This window comes from Vitreimonas sp., from assembly GCF_036392335.1.
In the GTDB taxonomy this organism is placed as follows: Bacteria; Pseudomonadota; Alphaproteobacteria; order Caulobacterales; family Aquidulcibacteraceae; genus Vitreimonas.
In genome coordinates, this window is the sequence record NZ_DASVYD010000027.1 from 74,725 (window position 1) to 92,380 (window position 17,656).

Genomic DNA, 17,656 nt, shown 5'->3' on the forward strand with positions numbered 1-17,656 from the left:
ATGCTGGGGCGCCTAATGGCAAGTCAAGCCAACGCCCGGCGCGATTGAGCGCTATTCGCCTGCCGTTTTCGCGTGATCTTCCGCTCGCCTTCTGGTTAAGCTTTCAGAATGGAACACGAACCTGACGCTGATGAAGGGCTGAATACGGCGGTTTATGCCGAATTGCGCGCCAGGCTCGTCACTGGGCGCATGGCGCCCGGACACGAATTGTCCACCCGCGGCATTGCCGCCGAACTGGGCGTGAGCCAGACGCCCGTGCGCGATGCGCTATCGCGGCTCTCCGCTGAGGGCGCTGTATCCATTCGCTCCAAACGCCGTGTGCGCGTGCCGCCGATGACGAGCGATCGCTTCGAGGATTTGCTGCGATGCCGCCTGGTGCTGGAGCCAGAGGCCGCCGTACTTGCGCTGCCGCACCTCACGGACGTGCACGTGGTCCGATTGAAACAGCTCGACGCGGCCCTCGACGCGGCCATCGCCAATGGCGACACGGACGCCTACATGCAAAGCAACCACGATTTTCATTTCACGCTCTATCGCGCCACGGGCCGCCGCACGATGACGCAATTGATCGAAACGCTCTGGCTGCAATTTGGCCCATTCATGCGCGTGGTGCATGGCCGCGTCTCAGGCGCGCATTTGAACGACAGCCATCAAGCCGCGATCCGCGCTGTTGAAGCCCGCGACACCAACGCCCTGCGCGCCGCCATCTCAACAGACATCGCCGATGGCATGGGCCTGATCGGGCGGACGGGGCTGGCGACAACAGAACCATCGCAAACTATATAGCGTCCGTCATTCCGGGCCATGCGGAGGATCGCGCTCCACGCGTCCGGGAAGACGACACAGATTGTTCGCTACGCTCAGCACCCCCCGCTGGCGGGGGAGGACTAAAGCGCGCGCAGCACCGGCTCGGCTTCGCGCAACGAGCGGCCAATGATGTCCACCATGCGATCAATCTCAGCCTTGGTGATGATCAGCGGCGGACACATCACGATCGAGTCGCGGATGCCGCGCACCATCAAGCCGTTCTTGATGCAATGATCGCGCACGATCGGCCCAGCCTTACCCTCTTCACCAGTGAAGCGCTCGTTCGTCCCCTTCTTGGACACGATCTCAACCGCGCCAATCAGGCCCAGCGAACGCACTTCGCCAACGATCGGATCATCGGCGATGCGCTTGAGCGCTTCGGCGAAATACGGGCCGATGTCCGTCTTCACGCGCTCGACCAAGCCTTCGCGCTCGATAATTTCGATATTCTTCAGCGCCACCGCAGCCGCCACCGGATGACCCGAATAGGTGTAGCCGTGAATGAATTCACCACCCTTCTCGCGGAGCACTTCGACGATCTTGTGCGACACGCCAACCGCTGAAATCGGCAGATAGCCCGACGACAAGCCCTTCGCCATCGGCACGAGATCGGGCGTCACGCCGAAATGCTGGAATCCGAACCATTCGCCCAAACGGCCAAAGCCGCAGATCACTTCGTCGACAACGAGCAAGATGCCGTACTTCTTGCAGATTGCGTCAACGCGCTTCCAATAGCCTTTCGGCGGAATGATCACGCCGCCGGCGCCCTGCACGGGCTCGCCAATAAAGGCCGCAACGTTCTCCGGGCCAACCTTCAAGATACGATCTTCGATCTCCTGCGCGGCGCGCGCGGCGAACGCTTCTTCGTCCTCGGCGAAGCCTTCGCCAAATTTGTAAGGCTGCATCACATGCTCGACGCCAGGGATCGGCAAATCGCCAATCGCGTGCATCAGCTTCATACCGCCCAAGCTCACGCCGGCGACGGTTGAGCCGTGATAGGCGTTCCAACGGCTGATAAAGACGTTGCGCTTGGGTTGGCCCAAAGATTTCCAATAATGGCGCACCATGCGGAAGACGGTGTCATTCGCTTCGGAGCCCGACGAATTGAAGAACACATGCTTCAGATCGCCGCCGAGCTTTTCCGCAAGCTTCGCCGCGAGCATCACGGTCGGCGGCGTCGCCGTTTTGAAGAAGGTGTTATAAAAGGGCAGCTCGCGCATCTGCTGCGTCGCCGTCTCCACCAGCTCTTCGCGGCCATAGCCGACATTCACGCACCAGAGTCCGGCCATGCCGTCGAGCAGCGCATTGCCGTCGCCGTCATAGATGGTCGAGCCTTCTGCGCGCGTGATGATGCGGCTGCCGCCGAGCGCCACCAATTCGGAATAATTCGCCTGCGCGGGCAGATGATGCTCGATGTCGAGACGACGTAATTCGGGAATATTGTAGTTGCGGGCCACCATGGGGTTTCCTTTTATGTGTTCTTGTTGGCGCTCAGGCGCTGAGTTTGTCGCCGCGCAGCGCGCGGCCGAGCAATTGAAAGAAGACTTGGCTTTGCGGGTTCTCGTGCGCTTTCCACTCGGGGTGCCATTGCACGGCGAGCACCGGCGCGCCGTTCACGTGCGTTGAAATCGCTTCAACCACGCCGTCTGGCGCCACGGCTTCGACATTCAAGCCAGCCCCCAACTTGTCGACGCCTTGATAGTGCACGCTGACGATATCGAGCTCGTCGCGCTGGTAAGCCTTATGCAGGACGCCGCCTTCGACAAGCTTCACGGGGTGGATGTGTTCGAAATATTGATTGAAGCTTGCATCGCTCGGCGCATGGTGCGGGATGAGTTCTGGGTGCTCAGCCATATCGCGGCGCAGCGTGCCGCCGAACGCCACATTCAATTCTTGAAAGCCGCGGCAAATGCCAAACACCGGCTTACCAGCTTCGAGCATGGCGTCGATCAGGCGCGCCGTCATTTCGTCGCGATCCGGGTCGAACGGCCCCGGCGCATCATCTACCAATTCGCCATAGCGCTTGGGATCAAGGTTCGACGGCGTGCCGGTGAGCAACAAACCATCCAGCCGCGTCGCCACTTCCTTGGCATGCATCAGCGCCGGCATGGCTGGCACAAGCAGTCCAGCGGCGTCAGCATAGGTGAGCGCGGATACGAGATAGCGCGTCATCACCGCTTGCGCGGCTTGTCCTTCGACATCGCGGTTGCATGAAATGACGCCCAGAACGGGACGTTGTTGGTCGCTGTGCATGTTCGTCTTCGTCTTAGGAGAGCAGCACCGCCGGCGAGCATGCGTGCCACGCCAGCCATACCGGCTCGTCCCACGTGAAATCTTCTTGATCGTAGCGGGTCAAATTCGAGCGGAACGTTTTCACGCGCCGGCCGCTTTCGAGCTCCACTTCATATATGGTCTCGCTGCCGAGATAGACGATGTCGCGGATGACGCCGCCGACCACGTTCGTACCGGCCGGCGCATCTTCCATCTTCATGCCCGAGGCGCCTGCTTCGCGCTTGTGCATCTCGATCTTCTCGGGCCGCAGCGCAACCCACACGGTCGAGCCCCTCGCGCCCGTCACGCCGTGATCGAGATAAACTGGCGCAGTCAGCTCCGGCACGCGCACCAGAGCATGACCCGGCTCGTCCTCCGCCAATGTGCCTTCGAACATATTCACGCTGCCCACGAAATCCGCGACGAAACGCGAGTTCGGGAATTCATAGAGATCAGCCGGCGTCGCCACTTGCGTCAGCACGCCCCGATTCATCACGGCGCAGCGCGTGGCGATCGCGAGCGCTTCGTCTTGATCGTGCGTCACCATGATGAAAGTGATGCCCACCTTCTCCTGCAGGCTGGTCAGCTCCGAACGCATCTGATCGCGCAGTTTCGCATCGAGCGCCGAAAGCGGTTCGTCCAGCAGCAGCACCCGCGGCCGCTTCACCAGCGCGCGCGCCAACGCCACACGTTGCCGCTGACCGCCCGACAGCTGATCCGGCATCCGCGCGCCCAAGCCGCCAAGCTTCACCAGATCCAGCGCCTCTTCCACACGCGTCTTGATCTCCGTCCCCGGCACGCCGTCCATTTTGAGGCCGTAGGCGACATTGTCCGCCACCTTCATGTGCGGAAACACGGCGTAGGATTGAAACACCATGTTCACCGGCCGCTTGTTCGGCGGCAGCGCGGCGATGTCTTTGCCGTCGATCAGGATGCGGCCTTCGCTCGGCGTCTCGAACCCTGCCAGCATCCGCAACAACGTGGTCTTGCCGCAGCCCGATGGCCCAAGCAGCGCGAAAAACTCGCCCTCGCGAATTTCCAGATTCACATTGTCGACCGCGACCATCTTGCCGAAGCGCTTGGTGATGCCCTCGAACTTGATGATGGCGTTCTCTTTGATGTGCGGCGCCGCCTTTGGCGAAGGCGCGTTGGAGTGCGTAACGTCAGTCATGCATCAAGCCTTCTGATCCGCCGGCGTTTTGTTCTGCATTTGCAGACCAATCGCGGTGAGAACCACGGTGAGAACAATGAGGATGGTGGACGCGGCGTTGACCTCTGGCGTCACCGAAAAGCGCAGCATCGAATAGACCTTCACCGGGAACGTGATCGTGTCCGGCCCGGCGGTGAAGAAGGTGATGACGAAATCATCCAACGACAAGGTGAAGGCCAGCAACGCGCCTGCAATTAAGCCCGGCTGCATATGCGGCACCAGCACGTCCCAGAACGTGCGCCACTCGCTTGCGCCCAGATCCTTGGCCGCCTCCTCAAGCTCGCGATTGAACGAGGCGAGCCGCGCCCGCACCACCGTCGCCACGAACGGGAACGCGAACGAGATATGCGCGATGGTGATGGCGCCCAGATTTAGCGGCCAAGGCAAGCCCATCGGCCACGGCATGACGCGGGCGAAGAACACGAGCATGGCCACACCCATGCAGATTTCCGGCACCACGATCGGCAGCGCCATGCCGCCTTCAACTGCTGTCTTTCCCGGAAAGCGGAAGCGCCACAGCATCACCGCCGCGAGCGCGCCCAAGATCACCGAGAAGATTGTGGTGAAGAATGCGATGGTCAGCGAGTTCACGAACGCCTGGATTAGGGAATCGTTCTGAAACACCTTCTCGTAATATTTGAAGGTGAAGCCCTGCCAGACGATGTTGCGGCGGCTGTCATTGAAGCTGAACACCATCAAGGTGATCAGCGGCAAATAGAGGAACAGCAGCGTAGCGCCGACGATCACGCGCAGCGGCCATTGCCGCATGTATTCGAGCGGCCCCGGCTTTTCCTTACGTGGCCGAGCGAGCTTGGGCGTTGGCATCGTAGTGAGCGCTTCGTCGACCATCACGCTCTCCGATCCGAACGACGCTGCAGCATCGCCTGCACGAAGATCGCAATCACCGTAAGATACATGAGCAAGAATGAAAGTGCCGCGCCAAACGGCCAATCATTGGCGCGCTTGAATTGCCGCTCGATCACGTTGGCGATCATCTGGCTATCCGTGCCGCCCAGCAGGTCGGGCGTCAGGTATGAGCCAAGCGCGGGAATGAACGTGATCAACACGCCTGAGGCGATACCTGGCGCCGCAAGCGGCACGACAACCGAGAGGATCGTGCGCATATGCCCCGCGCCCAGATCAAGACTCGCTTCCATGAGCGAGCGATCCATCCGGTCGAGCGCGGAATAAAGCGGCAGCACCATGAACGGCAAGTGCACGTACACGAGCCCGACGATCACAGCGAAATTGTTGTAGAGCAAAGTCAGTGGCTCGAACTCACCGAGCGGCTGCATTCCGACCATCGTCATCAGCGACGACGTATTGTTCCAGAACCATTCGAGCGTGAAATTCACATAGCCCTGCTCACGCAGCACCGCGATCAGCGCGAACGTCCGGATCAGAAGATTGGTCCAGAACGGCAGCATGATCAGCAACAGCAGCCATGCCTTCATCTTGGGCGATGCAAACGCGATCGCCAGCGCCACGGGAAAGCCGATCACCAAGCACAGCAGCGTCGTCGCGCCGGCGATAATGATGCTCTTCCAGAAGATTTGCAGATAAAGCGGCTCAAGCGCGCGCGCATAATTAGAGAAGGTGCCGGTGAAATCGATAGTGACGGGCCCAGTGTTCTCGCCGAACGAATAGGCCCACACCACCGCCAAGGGCGCCAGGAAGAACAGGAAAAGCCACGCGATCGGCGGGATCGAGATCGCCGCGAACGCCGCCTTCGCCTGTTTCCACGTTTGCTCCATACGCTCCCTCTTGGACCGCTAGCGTCGCCGCCGGCGCGAAACTCCACCTATACGAGCAAAACCGCCGGCGCGGACGCCGGCGGTTCAAGATGCATCCTAGGCGGCGCTGATGCGCGTAAAGATTTCCTCGTACTGACGCGCCTTCTCGTCGCCTTCGAACGCGCCGTATTCGCTGATCGCCATGACGTCCGCCGGCGGGAAAATCACGCGATTGTTCTGATACGCTTCGCCCATCAGCTGCGCCACGGCGGCATTCGGCGTCGGATACTGAATTTCTTCGGTGATCTTTTTGCCGGCCTCGGCGTCGAGCAGATAATTGATGAACGCATGCGCGTCATCGACGTGCGGCGCGCCGGTCGGAATGCACAGGCAATCCGAATTGATCAGCGTGCCTTCGGTCGGCACGACGAAGTCATACGCTTCGCCGCCCGGCGCGGCCATCAGCTGCGCGATATCGCCGTTGTATTCAAGCACGATGTCCACTTCGCCGGCGGCCAGCAAATCCTGGCCGTCGTCTTCGTGGAAAGCCTTCACGTGCGGCTTCTGGCGGATGAACATCTGTTCGATCTCGGTCAGCATCGCATCGGGAATACCGTTGACCGAATGGCCCTTGTATTTCGCGGCCAAGCGAATGAGGTCCGCCGATTCCGAGAGCAGCGCGATGCGCTGCGAGAATTGCGGGCTATCGAACAGATAGCGCCAGGAATTCGGCACGAAGCCCGCCGGCATGCGGTCCTTGCGGTAGGCGATGCCGAGCACGAGCCACGTATAGGGCATCGAATAGCGGCGTCCTGGATCGAACGCGGCGTCCTGGAATTCCGGCAGCAGATTGGCCATGTTCGGGATCTTCGAATGATCCAATTCCATAAGCATCTGGGCCTGGCTCATGCGCGTGACGAATTCGTTCGACGGAACGATCACGTCAAAGCCGGGATTGCCGGCGCGCAAGCGGGCGAACAATTCGTCGTTGGTGGCGAACAAGCTCATCTCGACGCGCGGGCCGACCGCGGCCTGGAAATCGTCCAGCGTCGTCGGTCCGATATAGGTGTCCCAATTGTAGAAATTGACGACGCGCTCGGAGCCGCCTTGGCGACCGCAAGCTGCGAGACCGCCCGCGAAGGAAATGCCAATCGCGGCCGCGCCGAATTGCTGAAGCAGCGAGCGGCGCGATGCGCCTCGAATGTATTTTCCCTTCGCCATGGAATCTGCCCTTTCCTGATCCTATGCCGCCCTGACGGGCGCCCCCTACAATAGCGACCGCAGCTTAGCCGCTAACAAGCACGCAAATACCAGTCATAATCAACATCTGTGATCACGCTTTGGAAGCGTTCTTGCTCCGTGCGCTTTACGATGGCGTACATGCGCACAAAACGGTCACCCAAATAATCCTTGAGCACCGCCGAATCCGCGAACCGATCCACCGCTGCGAACCAATTCGTCGGTATCCGCTCGCCGCCTTCCGATTGTGCGTAGCCGTCCCCAACGATGGCCGGGCCTGGATCGATCTTGTTGGTGATCCCGTGATGCACCGCAGCAAGCAATGCTGCGAGTGCGAGCGTGGGATGCGCATCCGCGCCGGCGACACGGTGTTCGATGTGGCGTGTATTCGGCGCGCCGGCCGGTACGCGGAACGACACTGTGCGGTTGTTGACGCCCCATGTCGGGGCGACTGGCGCGTACGAGTTCGCCTTGAAGCGGCGATATGAGTTCGCGTTCGGTGCAAAGATCGCCATCGAGTCCGCAAGCAAAGCTTTCATGCCGCCAACCGCATGCGCCAGTACCGGCTCGCCTTCGGGCTTCTCCGAAGCGAAGATGTTTTTTCCGGCCTTGTCGTTGACGCTGACGTGCAAATGCATGCCCGAGCCCGCGAGATCCGCGAAGGGCTTGGCCATGAATGTCGCTTCGCAGCCGTGGAGCAAGGCGACGCCTTTGGCGGCGCGCTTGTAGAGCACGGCGTCGTCGCCCGCGCGTTGCGCGTCGGCGTGATGCTTCAAAGTGAGCTCGAGTTGCCCCGGCGCATATTCGCTGATCGCCCCTTCCAGCGGCACGCCCATCGCATCGCACGCCGCCCACAATTCGCGTAGGAACGGCGCGGCCTCTTCCACCTCGCGCAGACCATAGACTTGATGCTGCGTCGCGCGATCGCCGGTCAGGCGGGACGGCGGCAACTGAATCTTGCCTGTCTCGGTGCGACGCGCATCGACCAGATAATATTCCAGCTCACACGCAACCACCGGCACAAGCCCGTCGGCGGCGAACCGATCGATCACGCGCTGCAACACATGGCGCGGATCGAGATCGTGCGGCTTGCCGTCCAACTCGTACATCGACACCGGCACTTGCGCGACGTCCGCGCCCAGCCACGGGGCGGGCGTAAGCCGCCCCGCGATCGGCCGCGCCACACGATCGGCGTCGCCATCTTCCCACACCAGCCCAGTCGCTTCGACGTCCTGGCCGGTAATGTCGTTCACAAGAATCGACCCCGGCAAAAAGCGCCCCTGCGCATACACAGCCTCGATCTCATGACGACGCAGCCGCTTGCCGCGCGGCACGCCCGCCATGTTCGTGAAGAACACTTCGAAGAATTTGATTTCGGGATGGGCGTCGAGGAAGGCTTTGACTTCCTTCGGATCGGCAATGCTCATGTAGCGCTTTCTTGGGAATATTCGGCTGCGAAGCTATCGACCGCCGCGACGAGGCGGTCAATCTGTGCGCTGGTCGTCGTGGGACAGACCAGCATCATCATATGAAATGGGGCGATCAGCACGCCGCGATTGATCAGATACAAATGGAGCGCATGGTTCAGCTCGGCTTGCGCCAACGCCGGCCGCATCTCCGCCGCGTTCTTGGGCGGCGCAGGCGCGAACACAATCTCCGCCCGCGCGCCCACATGCACCACGCACCACGGCAGCCGCCGCGCCGCGATCAAGCCGCGCAGCTTGGCCACAAGCTCTTCGGCGCCGCGCAGCATCACATCGTAAGCCGCTGGCGTTGCGATCTCGCGCAACGTGGCGCCCACCGCCGCAATCCCCATCGCGTTGCCGGCCAACGTGGTGCCAATTCCGGAGCGCCCAGAACCGCGCGGCACAGCGGCAATCGCGGCCGCCAGCTCCGCGCTCACGCCCCAAACCGCCGCCGGAAATCCACCCGCGACGGCCTTGCCAATCACCAGCGCGTCCGCCGCAATACCCCATGCCTGCGCCGCCCCGCCCGGCCCAGTCGAGAGCGTGTGCGTCTCATCAATGATCAGTAGCGCGCCGGCCTTCTTCACCAGCGCCTGCGCGCGCTTCCAATAATGCTCTTCCGGCAGGATCATGCCGCAATTGGTCATTGCAGGCTCAGCCAGCACCGCAGCCACATCGCCCTGCGCCAGCGCCGCTTCCAGCGCGCCAATATCGTTGAAGGGCACTGCGCGCGTCGTGCGCGTGATATCGAGCGCTTGGCCCACAAGCCCCGCATCCGAGCGCGTCCGCCCGTGCCGCAATTCGACGAAGCAATCCTCGACCATGCCGTGATAACAGCCGTCGAACACGACGATCACTGGCTTCTTCGTCACCGCCCGCGCCCAGCGGATCAGCGCCCGGTTCGCATCGGAGGCTGACAGCGTCGTCTGCCAAAACGGCAAGCCGAACCGCTCCGCCAACAGCGCGCCAACTTCAGCCGCTTCCGCCGTCGGCAACATAAAGGTCGCGCCACGCGCGGCTTGCTCTGCCACCGCGCGCGCGATCTCCGGCCGCGCATGGCCAAACATGCCGGGCGTGTCGCCTAAGCAGAAATCGTCGTATTGATTGCCGTCGATGTCGGTCAGCGTCGGCCCCTCGCCATGCGCCGCGACGATCGCGGCGGGTGCGGCCCAGTCCTTCATCCAATGAAACGGCGCGCCAAACAGCCAATGCGCCTCCAAAGCGCCGGCTCCAGCCACACTCTGAGGATGCGTTTCCTCGAAACGGCGCGTCTCACGCGCGATGATGTCCCCAAGACCCATCGCACTCCTCTAGCACTTGGAGGAGCAAAGTCGACACTGTGATCACAACCGGATTCGGTCGGGGCTAAGCCAGCTTCAGCGCCACTTCGCCGGCGCTCGGGGCCGGCGCGGTCGCCGCGAACAGGGCCGCCGCGACCTCGGCGTCGGCGCCTTCTCGCGCCAAGAGCACGAGCCGCTCCATCACCTCGTGCAGCTCAGCCAGACCGCGGGGGGGCGAGATCGCCGCGATCAGACCATCCGCCGGTCCGACTTCTTCCCGCTCGTCAGATGCGATCAGGCTTTCGTGCAGCCTCTCGCCAGGGCGCAACCCGGTAAACACGATCGAGATGTCCTCTCCGGGCTCGCGCCCCGATAAGCGGATAACCTCGCGCGCCAATTCAACGATGGAGAGCGCCTCGCCCATGTCGATCGTGAGCACCGCGCCGCGGCGCGCGTCTGCAAAGCTTGCGGCTGCCGCGTGAAGCAGCGCATCAGCCGCTTGGGGAATGGAGATGAAGTAGCGCGTGACTTGGGGGTCCGTGACGGTGAGCGGTCCGCCCTCCGCGAGTTGCCTCTCGAAGATCGGCGCGACCGAGCCGGCAGACCCGAGCACATTACCCAGGCGCACCGGGATCGCCCGCTTCGGGCCGCGGCGATCAAGCGCTTGGCAATAGAGTTCGCCTAAACGCTTGGAAGCGCCCATCGCGCCCGACGGATCAACAGCTTTGTCGGTGGAAAGCAGGATGAGATCGGCGTCGACGAAGTGCGCCGCCTCGGCCACGTTGCGCAAACCGCCAATATTGGTGAGCACGCCCTCGCTGGGGAACGCCTCGACAAGGGGCACCTGCTTCAGCGCCGCCGCATGGAAGACGATTTCCGGCCGCTCCCGCGCAAACCAACGGCGCATCGCCGCCGCATCGCGAATGTCGGCCAGCACCGGGCGCGCGTCCCGCAATTCGTTGCAGATCTTGAAGAGATTGTACTCGGAGCTGTCGAGCAGCGTCAGGTGAGAGGGGCCACACGCCGCGATGCGCCGCGCGAGCTCGGAACCGATCGAACCGCCGCCGCCCGTAATCAGAATGCGCTTGTCCGCGAACGTCTTGGCGATGCGCGCGATGTCGATATCGGCGAGCGCGCCGCCGATCAGATCGTGCAACGCCATTGGACGCAGGCGCCCACCCTCAAGCATCGAAATCTGCATGCGCGCGGCCGCCGCCTTGTGCAGCAAGTCACGCGAGAGCGCGGCCGAGCGTGGGGGTTCTGCCAGGATCAGTACTTCGCAAGTAAGCGATGAGCTTTCAAACGCATCCCATGCGGAAATTCTTGCGGCCAGGGGGAGTTCGACTTGACCTGGACCGACAACAACTGCGCCATCGAGGCGCATGCCGCGGGCGCGCCAAGCATCGCGCGTGCGCCACGCGTCATCCACCGAGCAGGCGGAACCGATAATAATGGCTGCCAGCGTCATCCCCTCGCTCGCCGACCGTTGATCCCGTCGAACCCATCACCGAATCGCGCAGTCGTGTCCACCGCACGTTGCAGCTAGAGGTATAACGATTGCCTGATCAAACGCCCGTGTACAGCGCGTCCGTCGCAATTTCACAAAAACAATATGTAACCGCCTCGGGACTAAGCCGGCAGACCTATCCGGGCGTTGCCGGCAGCGACCTCCAGTGGCTGGTCCAGGCCAGCGCCCTCGATGCGGAACTCGCCCCCGGCCGCCTCAACAAGCGCGCATCCCGCGGCCACATCCCAGATCATGGAGCCTGACTCGCGGTAGGCCTCCGCGCGGCCCGCCGCCACATACGCAAGCGCGGACGCGGCGGAACCGATCATGCGGACTTTTCGCCAAGTCTTCAGGCGATCCTCGAACAGACGCATTGATTCCGCAGTGGCGCGCGACGGCACGCCTGTCTGCAGAATACCGCTCGCCGGCGCGGTAATGTCCGACACGCGCATGGGCTTGCCGTTCAGCCAGGCTCCAACCCCTACAATGCCGGTGAAGCGCTCACGGAGTGCGAAACAATCGACCACCCCCAAAATCGGCCGGCCATTGTCGAGCAATGCAATTGAGACTGCGCAGTGGGGATAGTCGCGCAAATAATTGACGCTCCCGTCAAGCGGATCGACCGCCCACACGAAACGGTCTCCGCGCTCCGCGGCCCGCACCCAGCCGGCCTCCTCGGAAATCACAGCATAGGGAGAGGTTCGCTCCAGCGCCGCAAGGATGAGCGCCTCGGCGCGCTTGTCGGCGTCGATCTTGACCTCACGGCCCTCTTCCCCCGCGATCACGCTCCAGGCGGCGCGATGCGCCAAGAGCGCCGCGCTGGCCTCCGCGGCGGCGGATTCGGCGATGGCCAGCAAGTCGTGCAATTCGCTCAAGATCGGCTCCCATGAGCGTGATAGCGCCCGCGATCCTCTTGGAGAAGCGCCGCATCCGCGCTTTAGTGCCGCCGGGAGCGGGCTATGGATGGCGGGCAAGCCAAGGCCAGCGGGCGCGCGGCGAAGCCGCCGCAAGGCTTCAGCGCCACGGCGTTGGAGAAGCGTCTGCATCTGCGCAAACGCGCCAGAGAAGACGCCGCCCATAACGCCCCGCGACACGACGCCGAAGACCTCTCCGCGGCCGAACGGGCCGTCCTTGAGGCCGTGGGCACAGAGCGCGCTCACGTCGACCAGGCGCGCAACGAGGTGAAGGCGGAGGCGGAACGGCGTTTGCGGGCGCTTGCGCCGACCCCGCAGGATTTCGCCGGCCCTGCGCTCGATGCCCGCCTCGCGCTCAAGCAAGCCGCCGGGCGCGTCGGCCATGATTGGGGCGAGGCGGCCGCAGGCGCGGCGCAGGCGCGCGCCGATCTGGAGGCGTTCAAGCGCGCGAACCAATTGCGCAGAGGCGCCGTGTATCCAAGCTCAACACTTCTGCAGGCCGGCCTGCTGCTCTGCGCCGCGGTGTTCGAAGCCTTGTTCAGCGCCGCGCTCTTTGCCGAGGACGATGCGCGCGGCCTGCTCGGCGGCGCAATCACGGCGATCGGCTTGTCGGGCGCGAACGTTACGCTTGGCTATCTCGCCGGTTTTCTGGGCCTTCGCTATCTCCAGCACGTCAGATTGCCGCCAAAGATCATGGGCGCCGCCGCCTTCATGATCTTCACCGCGTTGGCGTTGATGTTGAATCTGTTCGCGGCCGATTGGCGCGATCAGATGGCGGCGCTGGCGGGGCGTGAAGTGGATCTTGGATCCGACGCCAGCTTCCGCTTCTGGTCGCTGCTACAATTGGATTCGCCGCAAGCGATCATTCTGCTCATGCTCGGCGCAGCCGTTTGGGTGTTTGCGACATTAAAGGGCTATTCGGGTTTCGACGATCCCTACCCCGATTTCGGAAAAATGGACCGCGCCGCGCACGACGCGGCAGAACATCTCTCGACGCTGCGGGCGGAGGCGCGGCGCGAACTGGAAGCGCCAATTGAATCCGCCAAGGTTGCACTCGCCGCGCGGCTCGAGAAGATGCGCGCGGAGTTTGAGGCCATGAACAAGGCGTTCGACACCGCGGCGCTCAAGTTGGAGGCCCTCGACGCCAAAGCGCGCGCCCTCGATGAAGCCGCAGCAAGCGCAATCCATTTGTACCGTCAAGAGAATGCAGCGGTGCGAACCACGCCGGCGCCGGCCTATTTCAACGCGCCGCCGCCCACAGTCGGCCCCTCGCTCGATGCGCTGTCGGGCGCGGCCAACATGATCGATGATGCAAGGACGCGCCTCGCCGATGCGCAGAAGCAATCCGCGCAAGCGCTTGAAGCCTTGCTGCAGGAATTGGAGGCGGCCGCCGAACGTCTCGACACCGGCGGCGGCGCGTGAGACGCGCGCGCGCCGCGCGCGGGTCGAACCTGCTGGGCGTGGCGCTCATCGTCGCCGCAATGGCGGTGCTCGGCGGTTTGGGCGCGGCGACCTTTCTCCTGCGACCGCCGCCTTTGGATGAAACAACGCTGTGCCGCATCGACGCGCCGCTTGGCGCACATACAATCGTGCTGGTGGATTCCACCGATCGGCTAGAACCGCGTCACCGTCGAAAGTTGCGTGCTGTGTTGATGCAGGAACGCGCGAGGCTTGGCCAATATGATCGCCTGACGATCCGCAGGCTGGTGCTGATTTCAGACCTCCTGGAACACGATCCGCCAAGCTTCTCACTTTACAACGAGCCAGCAAATTATGCGGCATGGCGCGCGGCCTCCCCGCAAGGTCCACCAGACCTTGAGCGCGTCGACCTTCGGGTCGTTCCCCTTGATCGCCCTGACCACGCCGAGCGTCAGGCCATTGCGCTTACGGAATTTTGGCCAAGCTTCTTCGATGCAGCCGATGTCCAAACTGTAAGCACCGACCCCGCCCCCTAGCGCGTAGCGTTTATGACGCCGCGACTCAGCTTACGGTCGCGATCACTGGGTGCTTCGGAGGCATGGGTGAACACGTATTCTTGGCAGGGCGGCAGCGGTCGTTGGTACGAGTTTGAAATCGTCCGTGCGCAGCGCGCATGGGAGCCCGTCGGCGGCGTCTATCTGTTCGTGAAGCCGCCCGAGCAGCCTTCCATGGATTGGGGCGGCCCTATCTGCTTGTTCGCCGCCAAGACCGACGATTTCTCCACTACGCTAGCGCGGCATGATATGTGGCAAGCCGCACAGAACCTGGGCGCGCGAGAAATCCATATTCTCGTGGTCAAGGACGGTCAGACCCGCGAGCGCGTCGAGAAGGACTTGCTGGAAGCGCAAGCGCCGATCCTCAATCGCAACATGCTGCGGCGCGTCGCCTAACAAATCGACCGGCGCCAATTGGCGGGCAGACGCGTGATCGGTTAGGGATCGGTCATGCATTTGAAAATCGCCCCCCTGTTCGCGCTTCTTCTGGCCGCCTGCGCAACGGCTGAAATCGGCGCGCCCCCTACCGCGCCGCCGCCGCCCGCGCCCGTGAGCGCGGCGCAACGTCACGCCGCCGTGCAGGTGGACGCTCGGACATTCTTGCCCGCGCCGCCGGCGGCGGGCAGCGCGCTTGCACAACAAGAATTGGCGATCGTCCGTGGCCCGTGGAGCGAGGCGCGCCGCCAGCAAGCGCTCGAGGACAACGCCATCGATCCCTTCGCCGCGTTCGACGCCGTGCTTGGCGAGGATTTCACCGCCGCGAACTATCCCGCGACTCTGGCCGTCCTGACGCGCACAGGGCGCGCCGCCGGCTACGCCGGCGATCCGGTCAAAGCACTCCACCAACGCCCGCGTCCGTTCGTCACCGACAGCAACATCACGCCCTGCATTCCCGACGAGCCCGCGTTGCGGGCGAGCTTTTCCTATCCATCCGGTCACGCCGCGCTTGGTTTTGCCTGGTCGTTGGTGCTGGCCGAACTTGTACCGACGCGCGCGGACGCACTCATCGCGCGTGGATATGATTTCAGTTGGAGCCGCGTCGTCTGCGGCGTGCACTATCCAAGCGACGTGGAAGCCGGGCGCACGGTGGCCTCAGCCGCCGTGGCCCGACTCCATGCCGATCCGGAATTTCAGCGCGAACTAGATGCAGCGCGCGCGGAAATGGCGCGTCTTCACCCGAACTGATCAGGGCGCATACATCACGGGACGCACTTCAACAGCGCCTGTGCGCGCACACGGACAGCGTTCGGCCCACGAAAGCGCCACGTCCAGGTCGGGCACATCGATGAGATAGATGCCGCCGAGCCTCTCCTTGATGTCGCTGTAAGGACCATCCACGACCTGACGCGACCCGCCGCGAACGCGCAGCGTCGTCGCGGCGTGGGGCGCGACGAGACCCGCGCCGCCGGCAACGCTGGTCGCGGCGACCTTCGCGTCGCGTAGAGCTTGCAGAAAATCAGCGTGCGCCCCGCGATAGGCGCCTTGACGCTCGGGATCTTCGCGGCGCGCGAAATCGTCGGGCGTTTCGTAGCAGAGAATGGCGTAGTGCATTTCGGTCTCCCTCGGGCGGCCTCATGCCGCCCTCGCCGCTAAGACGCGCGGGCAAACTCGGCTTCGACTTACACGCTGTCGCGGCGCGCTTCGAGGAACGCCACCACCGCTTTGTCGGCTTCGCGCGCGATGGCTTCATCATAGGCCGCCCGCGCCGCGTCGGCCCGCCCCAGGCGCGCGCAGAGATCGGCGCGCAGCGCCCAATAGGGTTGGTACGTATTCAGCAGGGGATGCAGGCGCGCCACCTCCTCCGCCGCTGCGAGCCCCCGCTCCGGCCCATCGCGTCGCGCTATGGCGGCGGCGGCGTTGAGGCGCGCGACTGGCGAACCCGTCAATTCCGACAGCGCGCCATAGAGGAGCACAATCGCCTCCCAATCCGCCTCGCCGCGCCACGCGCGGGTCGCGTGCGCGGATTGAATCGCGGCTTCGAGCTGATAGCGGCCCGGTCGCTTGGCGAGGCTCGCGGCGCGTAAAGCAGCCTCAGCCTCCAGCATATATTCGCGCTTCCAAAGCGAGACGTCTTGCTCGTCCAACGGCACAAAACAGCCATCGCGATCTCGGCGCGCAGGGCGCCGCGCTTCCAGATGCAGCATCAACGATAGTAAACCTAGCGGCTCTGGATCGTCGCGTACTTGCGACACCAGCACGCGGGCAAGCCACACGCCCTCTTCCGCCAAGCCGCGCCGCTCCGGGTCGGCGCCCAGCGGATCACTCCAGCCGGAGGTGTAGGCCGCATAGATCGCATCAAGCACAGCGCCAAGGCGCGCGCGCCACGCGTCAGGCTCGGGCACTTCGAAGCCAATGCCGGCGTCGCGAATTTTCTTCTTCGCGCGAACAAGACGTTGCCCCATCGCGCTGGGTTCGACGAGAAAAGCGCTGGCAATACGCTCGGCGGAGAAACCCAGCACCACTTGCAGCATCAAGGGCGTGCGCACGCTTTCTTCGATTGCCGGGTGCGCGCACGCGAACATGAGCCCCAAGCGCTTGTCCGGCGTATCGCTCGCCGACATTTCCGCCTCAAGCTCCTCGATGCCGAGAATGATCTGCTGCTCGCCGTCGCTCGCGGTTTTTCGCCGACGCGCGGCGTCGATCAGCTTGCGCTTGGCGGCGGCGAAGAGCCAAGCTTCCGGATTATCTGGCAAGCCGCCGCGCGGCCACGCCGAGAGAGCTGCCGCAAACGCATCCGCCAGCGCATCTTCGGCCGCGGCCACGTCCCGCGTGCGCGCGGCGAGCAGCGCGAGCAAACGCCCGTAGCTCTCGCGCGCGACGCGTTCGGCGGCGGCGGCGGCATTCATGCGCTAGCGCATAACGACAGGGCGAACCTCGATGCGCCCATAGCGCGCGCCGGGGCATTTCGCGGCCCACGCCAAAGCGTCCTCGATGGTCTCGACATTGATCAGATAATAGCCGCCTAGCGCTTCCTTGGTTTCAGCGAATGGACCGTCGACAACCTTCTGCTTGCCATCGCTGACGCTGATCGTTTTCGCAGTGGCGACCGGGTGCAGTTCATCACCGCCAAGCAACACGCCGGCCTTCGCCAAGTCTTCGCTATACGCGAAATAAGCGCCCATCTCGGCCGAGATTTGCTCCGGCGACAGGTTCGCCCACACGGATTCATCGCCGTAAATCAAAAGCATGTAGTGCATGAACGCCTCCTCTTAGGTCGCGGGGATCGTACCCGCACCTCAGTGACGCGCCACGCTAG

At 63.4% G+C, this 17,656-nt stretch carries 18 protein-coding genes; 5 read left to right on the forward strand and 13 right to left on the reverse strand.

Annotated features, from left to right (window positions below):
- Nucleotides 1–108: 108 nt before the first annotated feature.
- A complete protein-coding gene (locus tag VF769_RS06710) occupies nt 109–786 on the forward strand; it encodes a GntR family transcriptional regulator (RefSeq protein ID WP_331007610.1) in 678 nt (225 codons plus the stop codon).
- 101 nt (nt 787–887) lie between these two features.
- Here VF769_RS06710 and VF769_RS06715 read toward each other — a convergent pair whose 3' ends face one another.
- The 10 genes from VF769_RS06715 to VF769_RS06760 all read right to left on the reverse strand — a co-directional run bounded on the left by VF769_RS06715 (nt 888) and on the right by VF769_RS06760 (nt 12,388).
- The gene (locus tag VF769_RS06715; RefSeq protein WP_331007611.1) at nt 888–2,267 is read right to left on the reverse strand and encodes an aspartate aminotransferase family protein; all 1,380 of its coding nucleotides are present in this window, start codon (nt 2,265–2,267) and stop codon (nt 888–890) included.
- Nucleotides 2,268–2,298: 31 nt separating this feature from the next.
- Nucleotides 2,299–3,060 carry a gamma-glutamyl-gamma-aminobutyrate hydrolase family protein gene (locus VF769_RS06720; protein ID WP_331007612.1) on the reverse strand — a complete coding sequence of 254 codons (762 nt, stop codon included), beginning with the start codon at nt 3,058–3,060 and terminating at the stop codon, nt 2,299–2,301.
- A 13-nt stretch (nt 3,061–3,073) separates the two neighbouring features.
- Complete coding sequence (locus VF769_RS06725) at nt 3,074–4,144, reverse strand: ABC transporter ATP-binding protein (RefSeq protein WP_349258110.1); 1,071 nt, start codon at nt 4,142–4,144, stop codon at nt 3,074–3,076.
- 108 nt (nt 4,145–4,252) lie between these two features.
- Nucleotides 4,253–5,137, reverse strand: coding sequence for an ABC transporter permease (locus VF769_RS06730; RefSeq protein WP_331007614.1), 885 nt, complete (start codon nt 5,135–5,137; stop codon nt 4,253–4,255).
- A complete protein-coding gene (locus VF769_RS06735) occupies nt 5,137–6,042 on the reverse strand; it encodes an ABC transporter permease (RefSeq protein WP_331007615.1) in 906 nt (301 codons plus the stop codon). Before VF769_RS06735 ends, VF769_RS06730 begins: the two co-directional genes overlap by 1 nt.
- A 96-nt stretch (nt 6,043–6,138) precedes the next feature.
- Nucleotides 6,139–7,242 (reverse strand): spermidine/putrescine ABC transporter substrate-binding protein, encoded by a 1,104-nt coding sequence (locus tag VF769_RS06740; protein WP_331007616.1) that lies wholly within the window; start codon nt 7,240–7,242, stop codon nt 6,139–6,141.
- Between the two features lie 71 nt (nt 7,243–7,313).
- On the reverse strand, nt 7,314–8,687 hold the full coding sequence (locus VF769_RS06745; RefSeq protein ID WP_331007617.1) for a glutamine synthetase family protein: 1,374 nt from the start codon (nt 8,685–8,687) through the stop codon (nt 7,314–7,316).
- Entirely contained in the window at nt 8,684–10,027 is a 1,344-nt protein-coding gene (locus tag VF769_RS06750; protein WP_331007618.1) for a transaminase, read from the reverse strand. Before VF769_RS06750 ends, VF769_RS06745 begins: the two co-directional genes overlap by 4 nt.
- Before the next feature lie 64 nt (nt 10,028–10,091).
- Complete coding sequence (locus tag VF769_RS06755) at nt 10,092–11,474, reverse strand: polysaccharide biosynthesis protein (protein WP_331007619.1); 1,383 nt, start codon at nt 11,472–11,474, stop codon at nt 10,092–10,094.
- Nucleotides 11,475–11,635: 161 nt separating this feature from the next.
- Nucleotides 11,636–12,388, reverse strand: a complete 753-nt coding sequence (locus VF769_RS06760; protein WP_331007620.1) for an inositol monophosphatase — start codon at nt 12,386–12,388, stop codon at nt 11,636–11,638.
- 84 nt (nt 12,389–12,472) lie between these two features.
- Here VF769_RS06760 and VF769_RS06765 point away from each other — a divergent pair, with 84 nt between their 5' ends.
- From VF769_RS06765 to VF769_RS06780, 4 genes are all read left to right on the forward strand, one after another.
- Complete coding sequence (locus tag VF769_RS06765; protein WP_331007621.1) at nt 12,473–13,849, forward strand: hypothetical protein; 1,377 nt, start codon at nt 12,473–12,475, stop codon at nt 13,847–13,849.
- Entirely contained in the window at nt 13,846–14,382 is a 537-nt protein-coding gene (locus VF769_RS06770; protein WP_331007622.1) for a hypothetical protein, read from the forward strand. The genes VF769_RS06765 and VF769_RS06770 overlap by 4 nt, the downstream gene beginning before the upstream one ends.
- Before the next feature lie 66 nt (nt 14,383–14,448).
- Nucleotides 14,449–14,796, forward strand: coding sequence for a hypothetical protein (locus VF769_RS06775; RefSeq protein WP_331007623.1), 348 nt, complete (start codon nt 14,449–14,451; stop codon nt 14,794–14,796).
- Between the two features lie 54 nt (nt 14,797–14,850).
- A complete protein-coding gene (locus VF769_RS06780) occupies nt 14,851–15,585 on the forward strand; it encodes a phosphatase PAP2 family protein (protein WP_331007624.1) in 735 nt (244 codons plus the stop codon).
- On the opposite strand, the gene VF769_RS06785 is transcribed toward VF769_RS06780, so the two are convergent.
- The 3 genes from VF769_RS06785 to VF769_RS06795 all read right to left on the reverse strand — a co-directional run bounded on the left by VF769_RS06785 (nt 15,586) and on the right by VF769_RS06795 (nt 17,597).
- Nucleotides 15,586–15,951 (reverse strand): YciI family protein, encoded by a 366-nt coding sequence (locus tag VF769_RS06785; protein ID WP_331007625.1) that lies wholly within the window; start codon nt 15,949–15,951, stop codon nt 15,586–15,588. It abuts the gene before it with no gap.
- Between the two features lie 68 nt (nt 15,952–16,019).
- Nucleotides 16,020–17,246 carry an RNA polymerase sigma factor gene (locus VF769_RS06790; protein WP_331007626.1) on the reverse strand — a complete coding sequence of 409 codons (1,227 nt, stop codon included), beginning with the start codon at nt 17,244–17,246 and terminating at the stop codon, nt 16,020–16,022.
- A gap of 3 nt (nt 17,247–17,249) precedes the next feature.
- Entirely contained in the window at nt 17,250–17,597 is a 348-nt protein-coding gene (locus VF769_RS06795; protein ID WP_331007627.1) for a YciI family protein, read from the reverse strand.
- Nucleotides 17,598–17,656: the final 59 nt, after the last annotated feature.

Coding starts and splice junctions, on each gene's coding strand:
- VF769_RS06710 (WP_331007610.1), top strand. CDS start 109: ATGGAACACGAACCTGACGCTGATGAAGGGCTGAATACGGCGGTTTAT.
- VF769_RS06715 (WP_331007611.1), bottom strand. CDS start 2,267: ATGGTGGCCCGCAACTACAATATTCCCGAATTACGTCGTCTCGACATC.
- VF769_RS06720 (WP_331007612.1), bottom strand. CDS start 3,060: ATGCACAGCGACCAACAACGTCCCGTTCTGGGCGTCATTTCATGCAAC.
- VF769_RS06725 (WP_349258110.1), bottom strand. CDS start 4,144: ATGGTCGCGGTCGACAATGTGAATCTGGAAATTCGCGAGGGCGAGTTT.
- VF769_RS06730 (WP_331007614.1), bottom strand. CDS start 5,137: ATGGTCGACGAAGCGCTCACTACGATGCCAACGCCCAAGCTCGCTCGG.
- VF769_RS06735 (WP_331007615.1), bottom strand. CDS start 6,042: ATGGAGCAAACGTGGAAACAGGCGAAGGCGGCGTTCGCGGCGATCTCG.
- VF769_RS06740 (WP_331007616.1), bottom strand. CDS start 7,242: ATGGCGAAGGGAAAATACATTCGAGGCGCATCGCGCCGCTCGCTGCTT.
- VF769_RS06745 (WP_331007617.1), bottom strand. CDS start 8,687: ATGAGCATTGCCGATCCGAAGGAAGTCAAAGCCTTCCTCGACGCCCAT.
- VF769_RS06750 (WP_331007618.1), bottom strand. CDS start 10,027: ATGGGTCTTGGGGACATCATCGCGCGTGAGACGCGCCGTTTCGAGGAA.
- VF769_RS06755 (WP_331007619.1), bottom strand. CDS start 11,474: ATGACGCTGGCAGCCATTATTATCGGTTCCGCCTGCTCGGTGGATGAC.
- VF769_RS06765 (WP_331007621.1), top strand. CDS start 12,473: ATGGATGGCGGGCAAGCCAAGGCCAGCGGGCGCGCGGCGAAGCCGCCG.
- VF769_RS06780 (WP_331007624.1), top strand. CDS start 14,851: ATGCATTTGAAAATCGCCCCCCTGTTCGCGCTTCTTCTGGCCGCCTGC.
- VF769_RS06785 (WP_331007625.1), bottom strand. CDS start 15,951: ATGCACTACGCCATTCTCTGCTACGAAACGCCCGACGATTTCGCGCGC.
- VF769_RS06790 (WP_331007626.1), bottom strand. CDS start 17,246: ATGAATGCCGCCGCCGCCGCCGAACGCGTCGCGCGCGAGAGCTACGGG.
- VF769_RS06795 (WP_331007627.1), bottom strand. CDS start 17,597: ATGCACTACATGCTTTTGATTTACGGCGATGAATCCGTGTGGGCGAAC.